Origin of the sequence: Amycolatopsis sp. NPDC059657, from assembly GCF_042734395.1 — a bacterium.
Classification (GTDB): Bacteria; Actinomycetota; Actinomycetes; order Mycobacteriales; family Pseudonocardiaceae; genus Amycolatopsis.
In genome coordinates, this window is record NZ_JBHWEB010000014.1 from 72138 (window position 1) to 83411 (window position 11274).

Below are 11274 nucleotides of genomic sequence, written 5' to 3' on the forward strand. Positions count from 1 at the left end.
GCCCGGCCCCCTCGACGCCCACGTCTCCCCCCCGGGGCCCCGCCGCAGAACGGGGGTGGTGGCGGTTGCGGCTGCCGCCCCGCCGGCCCCCCCCCCCCCCAACACTCACGAGTCCCTAGAAGGCGGCTGTGACCTTGGTGAAGTCCCAGTCGTTCTGCGCGATGCCACTGCAGTTGGACACCACACCGCCACCGGGGCAGCCGCGGTCACGGTTGACCGACCAGAAGGCCAGTCGCCCGAGCCCGTTGTTCTTGGCCCAGTTCTTGATGTTCGTCCACTGCTGCAGGCTCGTCAGCTCCTGCTGGTCCGACAGCCCGTTCATGCCCGAGATGCCGACGTGGTTGAACGCCGTGGCGTCCGACCAGCCGAAGGTCGACTTCAGCTTGTCCTTCAGCCCGGTCGCCGCCGAGACGGTCGAGGCGTACATGTCCGCGCCGCCACCGAAGTCGAACGGCATGATCGTGAAGACGTCGATGCCCGCGTTGAGCGCCTTCGCCTGGTCGATCAGCCGCCCGCCCCAGTAGTTCGGGCCGGTGGTGGCGGTACCGAAGGTGAGGATCGTCTGGATGCCGGGGTTGTTCTGCTTGACGATCTTCAACGCGCCGAGGATCCGGTCCTGGATCGTGGCGTTCTCGAACTCGTCGGAGTTCTCGATGTCGATGTCGATCGCTTTCAGCCCGTAGGCGTTGATCACCTGCTGGTAGGCACCGGCCAGCGCGTTCGCGTCGGCGCAGTTCGGGCCGAGCTTGTTGCCGCTCCAGCCACCGAACGACGGCACGATCTGGCCGCCGGCCGCCTTGATGGCCGCGACGGTGTTCGCGTCGACGCTGCCGGTCAGTGGACGGGAACCGTCCCATGCCGGGTTACAGCCGCCGGAGGAGAGCACGAACGCCATGGTGAACCACTTGACGCCGGTCGCGTTCATCACCGCGGTCGCGTTGGGCGGGTCACCCCAGCCCATGTACAGGTAGGGCGCGCCGCGCCCGCCCGGCTGCGGGTTGGAACTCGACGACGACGACGACGAAGACGACGTCGGCGTGGTGGGGGTGGTGGTCGGTGTGGTGCCACCGTCACACGATCCGCCGTTGATCTTGCAACCGGCAGGTGCCGAGTACGAGCCCGAGTACTTGACGTTGAAGCCGAAGCTGGCGGTGCCGCCGGCCGCGACCGAGCCGTTCCAGGTGCTCTTCACCGTGATGTGCTGGCCGGAGGCCGTGTAGCTGCCATCCCACAGCGAGGCGATGCTCTGCCCCGACGCGAGGTCGAACTCCAGCGTCCACGACGAGATGCCCGTCGACGAGCCGTTGCTGATCGTGTACTTGCCCTCGTACCCGGTGCCCCAGTCGGAGCCCTTGGTGAACGAGGCGGTGATGCCGTTGGCCGCGCCTGCCGACGGCGCGATCACCATGCCGGCGACCAGTGCGCCGACCGCGGCGGCCAAGCCCAGAGCGGGCAGCCATTTCCTCTTCGTCATGCTTACAGTCCGTTCTTCATGGCGGTGATCAGCTCGCCGTTGGACGTGTCACCCGTGAGCTCCCAGAAGAAGGCGCCGCCGAGTCCCTGCTGCTTGGCCCAGCTCATCTTCCCGCCGATGGTCGCCGGGGTGTCGTAGCTCCACCAGTTGCTGCCGCACTTGGCGTACGCGGTCCCCGCGATGGTGCCGTTGGACGGGCAGGTGTTCTTCAGGACCTTGTAATCCTCGATACCGGCTTCGTAAGTGCCAGGAGCGGCTCCGGTCGCGGTACCACCCGGGGTCGACTGGGTGACGCCGGTCCAGCCTCGGCCGTAGAAACCGATACCCAGCAGCAGCTTGCTCGACGGCACGCCCTTGCTCTTGAGCTTCGCGATGGCGTCGGCGGAGGTGAAACCGGCCTGCGGGATGCCGGTGTAGGAGGTCAGCGGCGAGTGCGGGGCCGTCGGGCCCTGTGCCGCCCACGCGCCGAAGAAGTCGTAGGTCATCACGTTGAACCAGTCGACGTACTGCGCGGCGCCGCCGTAGTCGGCCGCGTCGATCTTGCCGCCGCTGGTGGCGTCGGCGGTGATCGCGGAGGTGACCAGGTACGAGGGGCCGAACTTCGCGCGCAGCGCGGCCATCAGGTTCTTGTAGGCGGCGGCACCGCTGGTGTCACAGGAAAGCCCGCAGGCGTTCGGGTACTCCCAGTCGATGTCGATGCCGTCGAACACGTCGGCCCAGCGCGGGTCCTTGAGCAGGTTGTAGCAGGACTGCGCGAACGCCGCCGGGTTCTGCGAGGCCTGGCCGAAGCCGCCGGACCAGGTCCAGCCGCCGAACGACCAGATCACCTTGAGGCCGGGGTGCATCTTCTTGAGCCGCCGGAGCTGCCCGAAGTTGCCGCGCAGCGCGCCCGCGTCCCAGGTGTCGGCCACACCGTCCACACTGGAGGCGGCGTCGTAGGCCTTGTCATAGTCGGCGAAGGTGTCGTCGGTCGCCGAGCACTGGCCGTTCTTCACGTTGCCGAACGCGTAGTTGATGTGGGTCAGCTTGTTCGCCGAGCCACTCGTTTCGATGTTCTTGACGTGGTAGTTGCGGCCGTAGATGCCCCACTGCACGAAGTAGCCGACGTTCTTGTAGCCACCGGGGTCCGGCGGATTCGAGGTCGTCGGCGTGGTGGGTGTGGTCGGCGTCGTCGACGTCGACGTCGAAGGCGAGGTCGGCGTGGTCGGGGTGGTGGTCGGTGTCGAGCCACCGTCACACGAACCGCCGTTGATCTTGCAGCCCGAAGGCGCCGTGAAGGTGCCCGAATACGTCCCGTTGAAGCCGAAGCTGGCGGTGCCGCCCGCCGCGACCGAGCCGTTCCAGGTGCTCTTGACGGTCACGTGCTGGCCGCTGACGGTGTAGCTGCCGTCCCAGAGCGAACCGATCTTCTGGCCTGCCGCGAGGTCGAATTCGACCGTCCACGAGGAGATCGAGGCCGAGGAGCCGTTCGTGATCGTGTACTTGCCCTCGTACCCGGTGCCCCAGTCAGAGCCTTTGGAGAATGCCGCGGAAACACCTCCCGCGGCGTTCGCCGGGGCGACCACTACCCCCGCGACGAGTGCGCCTGCCGCTGCCACCAAACCGAAAAGGTGCCATCGTTTTCTGGACATCTCTCTCCTTCTAACCCTGGTACTGGGCGATGATCTTGGCGAAGTCGTACGGCTGCTGGGACACGCTGCTGCACTTGCCGTCGGCCCAGCCGACGTTGCCGGTGCAGACGCGGTCACGGTTGAGTGCCCAGAACGAGAACCGGCCCAGCTTGTGCGCTTGCACGTAACCGAGGAGGGTCCGGAAGGTGTCCTGGGTGAACAGTTCGCTGGGCTGGTCGGTGTGCCCGTTCATGAGGATCAGCCCGGTGCGGGCGTAGACCCCGTTGTCGTCGAGGTCAGGGCGCAGCGTTGTGAGCTGCCCGTGTACCAGTTCCATGACGCGCTGGACGTCAGCGGCCATGCCGGCGGCCGGTCCGCCGTAGTCGAAGGCCATGATCTTGTAGAGGTCGATCACGGCGCCGTTGTCCTTGGCACGCCCGATCTCCGCCTTGCCGAGGTCGGACAGCCCGACCGTGGTGACCGGCAAGGTCAGTGAGACGTGCAGGTTCGGGTTGCGCTGCTTGAGCGTCTTGATGGCCTGGAAGCGCCTGTTCTCGGCGGCCACGTCGCCCAGGTCGTCACCCTCGATGTCGAAGTCGACGTGCGTGAGCGCGTACTTGTCGATGACCTTCTGGTACGCGGCGGCGAGCGAGGTCGCGTCCCCGCAGGCCGCGCCGAGCTCGAGACCGTTGTAGCCGCCGAAGGAGACGGAGACGTCGCCGCCCGACTGGCGGATTTTCGTCACCTTGGCCGCGACCGTGGTGTCGGTGGCGACGGGCTGGGCGGCGTTGCCGTCCCAGACCGGGGTGCAGCCGCCGCCGTTCGGCGCGAGGACGAACGCGAGGATGTAGCTTTTCTGGCCACTCGCCGCGATGGCCGCGCCGATGTCCTGCGGGTCATTGTCGAGCGGCATGTAGTACGGAGCGCCGGCCATCGCGCCCTGCGGCACCGGCGGGGAACTCGTCGACGTGCTCGTCGGCGTAGTGCTGGTGCTGGTGCTGGTCGGGCTGCTGCTGGTCGTCGGGACCGTCCCGCCCGCACACGGCTGGCCGTTCAGCAGGCAGTTCGACGGAACCCCGGTGCCGGCGCCGTTGAAACCGAAGGTCGTTGACGCTCCGGAGCCGACCGAGCCGTTGTACTCACGGTTGGTGAACGTGTAGTGGCCGCCGCTCGTGGTCAGCAGTGCGTCCCAGTAGGTGCCCACCGAACTGCCGGACGGCAGGTCGAATTCGAGCTTCCAGCCGGACAAAGCGCTGGTCCCGGCCGTGATCGTGTACTGGCCGGTGTAGCCGGTGTCCCATTTGGACGACTGGGTGAACGTCGCGGACGCGGCGGTGGCCGCCCCGGCCAGCGGGGTGACGGCCAGCGCGGCGGCGGGCAACAAGAGGGCACCGGCGGCCACAGCGACCACTCGGCGTGACGGCAGGCGAAGATGAATCTTTGACGACATCGGCGGCGGCTCCCGTTCAGGAGGTGTTCCGATGACGCTAACTTGGTCTGGACCAATTGCGCGCGGCGGTTTACCGCCAGTGTCGGTATTCCGCCACCGTCATGCGATCAGGTGACTTATGGGCATTACGGGCGGCCCTCACCGCCCGTAATGCCCAGTCGTCGTCACGCCCGGTAAGGAAGCCTCTCTCGCGCCTGCTTCAGCGCGTCACCCCACCAGTTCAACTGGTCCAGCAAGGTCTTGGCCGCCGTGTTCGCCTCGGCGGGGTCGGTCAGCGTCCCGTCATCGGTGAACCGCCCCCAAGGCCCCGCGAAGCCGACGGTGTCCCGGACCGTAACCGCGTGCAATTCGGCGAAAACCTGCCGCAAATGCTCCACCGCGCGGGTTCCGCCCGCCATTCCGCCATAACTCACGAAACCGATCGGCTTGGCCTGCCACTCGGTGAAATGCCAGTCGATGGCGCATTTCAGCGAGGCGGGATAACTGTGGTTGTACTCCGGGGTGACCACCACGAACGCGTCCGCGTCCGCCAGCCGCGGCGTCAGCCCGCCCAGCGAATCACGCACCGCGGGCGCCGGGTCGTCGGTGAGCATGGCCGGGAGGTCGTAGTCGGCGAGATCCACGAGATCCACGTCGAAGCCTTCGTGTTCCGCCGCCTGCGCGGCGAACCACTTCGCGACGGACGGGCCGATTCTCCCCTTGCGGACGCTGCCGATGATGACGGCCACCCGTAGCCGGTTTCCTGTTGTCATGACGCCGAACGTAAAACCTCGACATTACTTGAGGTCAAATCCCGGGTATCGGGACATTGACGCGTCCGCCCGCTGCTGCTTCGCTGAATCGGGTCGAAAGGGTGGGATCTGATGCCTCGCGAAGAAGCCGACATCGATGTGAGCAGGCGCCGTTTCTTCACTTCGGCGGCCGCCGCGTCCGCGGGATTGGCGTTGACGCCGACCTTCGCGGAAGCGGCAGGGAAAGCACCGGCGCCCCCACCACCCGGCAATCTGGTCGACGTCACGATCACCGTCAACGGCGTACCGCGGACCTTGCGCGTCGACCCGCGCGTGACGCTGCTCGACGCGGTGCGCGAACGGCTGAATCTGACCGGCACCAAGAAAGGCTGCGATCGCGGGCAATGCGGCGCGTGCACGGTGCACGTCGACGGCACACGCGTGCTGTCCTGCCTGACCCTCGCGGCGGCGGTCAACGGCAAGCAGGTCACCACCGTCGAGGGGCTGGAACGCGGCGGCGAACTGCATCCCGTCCAGGAGGCGTTCATCGAATGCGACGGTTTCCAATGCGGTTTCTGCACGTCGGGGCAGATCATGTCGGCCGTCGCGCTGCTACGGGAAGGCCGCGCCCGCACCGATGACGAGGTCCGCGAGGCCATGTCCGGCAACATCTGCCGCTGCGGCGCGTACGCGAACATCGTCGACGCCGTGCAGCACGCGCGCTCCTGTGGAAAGGCGATCTGATGCACGCCTATGACTTCGCGACCGCGCGCGACATCCGGCAGGCGACGTCGTCCTCTGGCGCCTTTCTCGCGGGCGGGACGACGCTGGTCGACCTGATGAAGCTCGGCGTGCTGCGCCCCGACCACGTCATCGACATCAACTCCTTGCCACTGCGCGGAATCCGGACCGGCCGCGACGGCGTGCGCATCGGCGCGCTGGAGCGGATGAGCGACCTGGCCGCCGATCGGACCATCGCGGGCCACTATCCGCTCTTCGCGCAGGCACTGGCGGTAAGCGCTTCCCCGCAGATCCGGAACATGGCGAGTATCGGCGGGAACCTGTTGCAGCGCACGCGATGCGGCTACTTTCGCGATGTCACGACGCCCTGCAACAAGCGGCAGCCAGGCAGTGGCTGCCCGGCACGGACCGGGGACAACCGCGAGCATGCCATCCTCGGCGCGAGCACGTCCTGCGTCGCCACGCACGCGAGCGACGCCGCGGTCGCGTTGATGGCGCTCGACGCGTCCGTCCGGCTGATCGGGCGTGACGGCGAACGGACCGTCCGGCTGGCCGAGTTCTACCGGCTGCCCGGCACCACCCCGGACGTCGAAAACCAGCTGCGGCCAGGGGAACTCATCGCCGAGCTCATCTTGCCCAAGCTGGAATGGGCGCGGACTTCGACCTACGTCAAGGTGCGGGACAGGCAGTCGTACGAGTTCGCGTCGTGCTCGGCGGCCGTGGCACTCGACGTGCGTGGCCACCGGATCCGCGACGCCCGTGTCGCCGCGGGCGGAGTCGGCACGATGCCTTGGCGGCTGCCCACTGCCGAAGCGCTCTTGAAAGGCAAGGCACCGACGTTGGAAGTCTTCGAAGCGGCCGCGCAGTCTGCTGTGGACGGTGCTGAACCATTGGAGCACAACGGTTTCAAGCTCCCCTTGCTGAAGAACACGATCGTACGGGCATTGGCGGGTCTGCGATGAGCTCACCACTGGGCAAGGAGATCGACCGCTTCGAGGCCAGGCTCAAGGTCACCGGCCGCGCGCTGTACGCGGCCGACAATAACGTCACCGGGCTCGCCTACGGCTACCTCGTGACCAGCACGATCGGCCGGGGCACGGTCACCGCGATGGACACCGCCGCGGCCGCGAGCGCGCCGGGCGTGCTCGCCGTCTACACGCCGTTCAACCCGCTGAAGCTCTTCGCGTACGGCGGCGACCAGAACGACGAATCCACTCCCCCGCTGCAGGACGCGGGCGTGCGCTACCACGGCCAGGTCATCGGCCTGGTCGTCGCGGAGACCTTCGAGCAAGCGCGCGACGCGGCCGCACTGGTGACGGTGAGCTACGACGCCAAGCCGCCCGCGGCGTCGTTCCCGGCGGCGCTGCCGACCGCGACCCCGATCAAGAACAACCCGACCGCGGGTGTGCTCGCGCCGGGCGTGCACTCGATCGCCGACGCGATCGCGGCCAGCCCGGTCACGGTCACCGCGACGTACACGACCGCGGCGCAGAACCACAATCCGATGGAGCCGCACGCCACCGTCGCGGTGTGGACCGGCGACCACCTCACGCTGTACACGGCCACGCAGGGCACGCCGCTGGTGGTCAGCCGCATGTCGAAGACGCTCGGCATGGACGCGGCGAAGATCCACGTGCTCAACCCGTTCCAGGGCGGCGCGTTCGGCTGCAAATGGGGCAACTGGGCGCACACCCCGCTGACCGCGGCGGCCGCACGGGCACTGGGCAGGCCCGTCAAGACCGTGCTGACGCGCGAGCAGCTGTTCACCGTCGTCGGGCACCGGGCGTTTTCCAGCCAGGTCGTCACGCTCGGCGCGGCGGCGGACGGCACGTTGAACGCACTCAAGCACGACGGGGTTTCGAGCCGGTCCGCGTCCGCCAACTTCCAGGAGAACGCGGGGAACATCTCCCTCAACACCTACGCGTCACCGAACATCGAAATCAACCGCAAGACCGTCACCTTGGACAGCCCGGCGACCACGATCATGCGCGCGCCCTCGGACGCGACCGGGTCGTTCGCGCTGGAGTCGGCGCTGGACGAACTCGCGCTCAAGCTCGGCATGGATCCGCTGGCTTTACGACAGAAGAACAACTCGACGGTCGCGCCGACGAGCAAGAAATCGTTTTCCAGCAAGCATCTCGACGAGTGTTATCGCATCGGCGCGGAGGTCTTCGGCTGGTCGCGGCGCAATCCGGTGCCCGGCTCGGTCGTCGACGGCGACTGGCTGGTCGGCATGGGGATGGGCACCGCGTTCTTCTCGGCGGGACGCGGAGCGGCCTCCATCAAGATCCGGCTGCGCGCCGACGGGACGGCCGTGGTGGCGGGCACCGGCTCGGACTCCGGGACCGGGCAGGCGACGGTCTACTGCATCGTCGGCGCGGACAGCCTGGGCATTCCGTTGAAGCGGGTGGTGGCCGATTTCGGGGACTCGGCGGCGCCGGTCAACGCCAACGCCGGCGGTTCGGCGTCCACCGCCAGCAACGGGACCGCGGTGCAGGTGGCCGCGGAGGCGGTCAAGGCCGAACTGCTCAAGGTGGCGGGCGAACATCCACCGTTCCAGGGCAAGAGCCCGGTCTACGAGCGCGGGTTCGTCAAGGCCGAGGGCGTGTCGATGTCCTTCGGCAGCCTGCTGACCTCGCTGAACATGGCCGAGGTCGAGGCGACGGCGACGTCACCGAAGAACCCGGACACGGTGCACCAGTTCATGTCGTTCGGCGCGCATTTCGTCGAGGTGCGGGTGCATCGGCGCACCAGGGAGCCGCGGGTCTCGCGGGTCGTGTCGGTGATGGACGCGGGCCGGATCGTGAACGCCAAGGCGGCGCGCAACCAGATCATGGGCGGGGTGATCATGGGCATCGGCGCGGCGCTGCTCGAGGACATGCGGCTGGAACCGAACGGCCGGATCGCCAACGCCAACCTGGCAGGCTACCTGGTGCCGGTCAACGCCGACATCCCCGAACTGGACGTGCGGTTCCTCGACATCCCCGATCCGCTGATCTCGCCGCTCGGCGCGCGCGGGATCGGCGAACTGGGCATCGTCGGCGTCACCGGCGCGGTCGCCAACGCGGTGTTCAACGCGACCGGCAAGCGCGTCCGCGACCTGCCGATCACATGTGAACGGCTGCTTGAGTGACACCCGGCTCGGCCTTCGCCGCGTCGGAGACGTACTTGACCAGGTCGAGCAGCGCGCGCACGGCGGGCGCAGGCCGTAAACCGGCCAGTGTCGCGACGGACAACGTCCAGGTCAGCGTGGTGCCCGAGAGCGGGACCACGACGACGTCCGGATCGTCGGGGCCGATGCTGGGCACGAGCGCGATGCCCAGTCCCGCTTTGACGTAAGCGGGCACCGCGGCCCGGTCCGGCACCTCGATGGCGACCCGGCGCGGAGTGCCGACGGTCTGGAAGGCGCGGTCGACCGTGACGCGGTTTCCGAAGCCTTGCGGCAGGTCGACGAACCTTTCCCCGGCGAGATCGGCGAGGGTGACGCTCTCGCGCGCGGCGAACCGGTGCTCGGACGGCAGCAGCGCGGCGTACGGCGCGGTGAGCAGCGTCCGCGCGTCGAGCCCGTCCAGGTCCTCGCCAGGCAGCGCGAGCAGCGCGACGTCCAGCCTGCCGTGCCGCAGGTCGTCGGCGAGCCCGGTCGAGCCGGTCGGGCTGGCCGCGAGATGCACGTCGACCTGCGGATACCGCTCGTGGAACGCGCCGAAGAGGTCAGGAAGGTCGACCAGGCCGACGCTGGTCATGGTGCCGACGCGGAGCCTGCCACGCAGGCCGGTGGAAGCCTCCTGGACGACGTTGCGTGCGCGTTCGAGCGCGGCGAGTGCGGCCTTGGCTTCGGGCAGCAGCGCGCTGCCTGCAGGCGAAAGCGCCACTCGCCTGGTCGAACGGTCGAACAAAGTGGCCTTGAGGTCGGTTTCGAGCGCTCGGATGGCCATCGACACCGTGGACTGCACGGTGAACAATCTCCTTGCGGCGCGGGTGAAACTCAGCTCCTCCGCGACCGTGACGAAGTACTCGAGCTGGCGGGCGTCCACGATGACTCCGTTCGTCTAAGTCATGAACTAAGGTACAAACTAACTCGCCTCGACGCCACCCCGTGTCCACCTGGGCAGGTGCGGGGCCGAATGCACCTTGTGATGGACCGAGGCGGTCGGCAAACTGCGCACTATGATCCGAAAGCGGCAATTCGTCACTGTCCTGTCCGCAGCGGCGCTCGCGCTGACGCTCGGCTCCGTGCCCGCGCAAGCCGCGCCGGAAGGCCGCGGCCTCGACCCGCGCCCGAGCACCGCGAAACTGGCCCGTGAGCTGCAGGCCCTCGAGTGGCTGAGCCTCGGCGAGGTCGACGTGACCACGCTCGGCAAGACCAACCAGGGCCGTCCGGTCTGGGGTGCGCGGGTCGGCCACGGGAAGCTGCGCATCCAGTACGTCACCCAGCAGCACGGCGACGAGCCGCTGGGCACGCCGGCCGCGCTGGAGTTCCTGCGCAAGGTGGGCGTCGGGCACAGCCCGTGGCAGCGCTGGCTGCGATCCAAGGTGACCGTCGACATCGTCGTGCGCGCGAACCCGGACGGCCACGAGCACAACTGGCGCTACAACTACGACCCCGAGGCGTTCCCGGAGTACGGCGAGCACGGCAAGGGTTACGACCTCAACCGCTACCACAATCCCAGCATGGCGCCGGAGCTCAACCCGGCCACCGAATCCGGGCTGGTACAGCGGCGGTACGCGGCGTTCAAGCCCGAGATCATGGTCGACTACCACATGCAGGGCCGCTATCTCGACGCTCAAGGCAAGGAAATCACCGCGTCCGTGCTGTGGCCGACGAACGCTGGCGTCAAAAAGGCCGACGTCGATTTCGCGAAGCAGATCACCGTGGTGGCGCAGCAGTCGATCAACGGGCATGGCGGGAATGTCTCGCAGTATCCCGGCGGTGACTACGAAGGCATCGCGCGGAACGCCTATGGGCTGCGGGGCAGCGGGAGTGTGCTGATCGAGCTGAGCGCCATGGATTCCCGTGAGCAGGCGCAGATCCAGGACGCGCTCGCCTCGATGCTGGCGATCGCGCAGAAGGCGTCCGACGGCTCGCTGCGCGGCGTGGACCCGGCGAAGGCCGACGCCATTCCGCTGCGCGGCCCGGAAATCCCCACCGCGGCCCGAGTCGCCGAGCCCGCCCTGGACTAAGGGGTCGTGTGTGGGTGGGGGCGGGGGGGAACTGCGGGGCCGACACAGCCGGTAGCTCAGGGGGGGGGCGGCGGGGGGCTGCGCGGT

9 protein-coding genes are annotated in these 11274 nt (G+C 68.1%); 4 read left to right on the top strand and 5 right to left on the bottom strand.

What is annotated here, in order from left to right:
- Positions 1–115 precede the first annotated feature (115 nt).
- From ACFV15_RS10455 to ACFV15_RS10470, 4 genes are all read right to left on the bottom strand, one after another.
- Positions 116–1474, bottom strand: a complete 1359-nt coding sequence (locus ACFV15_RS10455; RefSeq protein ID WP_378349931.1) for a cellulose binding domain-containing protein — start codon at positions 1472–1474, stop codon at positions 116–118.
- 2 nt (positions 1475–1476) lie between these two features.
- Positions 1477–3105 carry a glycosyl hydrolase family 18 protein gene (locus tag ACFV15_RS10460; protein WP_378349932.1) on the bottom strand — a complete coding sequence of 543 codons (1629 nt, stop codon included), beginning with the start codon at positions 3103–3105 and terminating at the stop codon, positions 1477–1479.
- A gap of 10 nt (positions 3106–3115) precedes the next feature.
- A complete protein-coding gene (locus ACFV15_RS10465; RefSeq protein WP_378349933.1) occupies positions 3116–4534 on the bottom strand; it encodes a cellulose binding domain-containing protein in 1419 nt (472 codons plus the stop codon).
- Positions 4535–4698: 164 nt separating this feature from the next.
- Positions 4699–5286 (bottom strand): NADPH-dependent FMN reductase, encoded by a 588-nt coding sequence (locus ACFV15_RS10470; RefSeq protein WP_378349934.1) that lies wholly within the window; start codon positions 5284–5286, stop codon positions 4699–4701.
- Between the two features lie 252 nt (positions 5287–5538).
- Here ACFV15_RS10470 and ACFV15_RS10475 point away from each other — a divergent pair, with 252 nt between their 5' ends.
- The 3 genes from ACFV15_RS10475 to ACFV15_RS10485 are packed head-to-tail and all read left to right on the top strand — an operon-like array spanning position 5539 to position 9139.
- Complete coding sequence (locus tag ACFV15_RS10475; protein ID WP_378349971.1) at positions 5539–6009, top strand: (2Fe-2S)-binding protein; 471 nt, start codon at positions 5539–5541, stop codon at positions 6007–6009.
- Entirely contained in the window at positions 6009–6968 is a 960-nt protein-coding gene (locus tag ACFV15_RS10480; protein WP_378349935.1) for an FAD binding domain-containing protein, read from the top strand. Before ACFV15_RS10475 ends, ACFV15_RS10480 begins: the two co-directional genes overlap by 1 nt.
- Entirely contained in the window at positions 6965–9139 is a 2175-nt protein-coding gene (locus ACFV15_RS10485; protein WP_378349936.1) for a xanthine dehydrogenase family protein molybdopterin-binding subunit, read from the top strand. The genes ACFV15_RS10480 and ACFV15_RS10485 overlap by 4 nt, the downstream gene beginning before the upstream one ends.
- Here ACFV15_RS10485 and ACFV15_RS10490 read toward each other — a convergent pair.
- Positions 9114–10040, bottom strand: a complete 927-nt coding sequence (locus tag ACFV15_RS10490) for a LysR family transcriptional regulator (RefSeq protein WP_378349937.1) — start codon at positions 10038–10040, stop codon at positions 9114–9116. The two genes, ACFV15_RS10485 and ACFV15_RS10490, sit on opposite strands and share 26 nt — an antisense overlap.
- 133 nt (positions 10041–10173) lie before the next feature.
- Between ACFV15_RS10490 and ACFV15_RS10495 the strand changes: the two genes are divergently transcribed.
- Positions 10174–11187: a M14 family zinc carboxypeptidase gene (locus tag ACFV15_RS10495; protein ID WP_378349938.1), complete on the top strand. Its 1014-nt coding sequence runs from the start codon at positions 10174–10176 to the stop codon at positions 11185–11187.
- Positions 11188–11274 lie beyond the last annotated feature (87 nt).

What these genes read in the sequence shown, in the direction of transcription:
- ACFV15_RS10465 (WP_378349933.1), bottom strand. Translation starts at nt 4,534, where the DNA reads ATGTCGTCAAAGATTCATCTTCGCCTGCCGTCACGCCGAGTGGTCGCT.
- ACFV15_RS10495 (WP_378349938.1), top strand. Translation starts at nt 10,174, where the DNA reads ATGATCCGAAAGCGGCAATTCGTCACTGTCCTGTCCGCAGCGGCGCTC.
- ACFV15_RS10480 (WP_378349935.1), top strand. Translation starts at nt 6,009, where the DNA reads ATGCACGCCTATGACTTCGCGACCGCGCGCGACATCCGGCAGGCGACG.
- ACFV15_RS10460 (WP_378349932.1), bottom strand. Translation starts at nt 3,105, where the DNA reads ATGTCCAGAAAACGATGGCACCTTTTCGGTTTGGTGGCAGCGGCAGGC.
- ACFV15_RS10470 (WP_378349934.1), bottom strand. Translation starts at nt 5,286, where the DNA reads ATGACAACAGGAAACCGGCTACGGGTGGCCGTCATCATCGGCAGCGTC.
- ACFV15_RS10485 (WP_378349936.1), top strand. Translation starts at nt 6,965, where the DNA reads ATGAGCTCACCACTGGGCAAGGAGATCGACCGCTTCGAGGCCAGGCTC.
- ACFV15_RS10455 (WP_378349931.1), bottom strand. Translation starts at nt 1,474, where the DNA reads ATGACGAAGAGGAAATGGCTGCCCGCTCTGGGCTTGGCCGCCGCGGTC.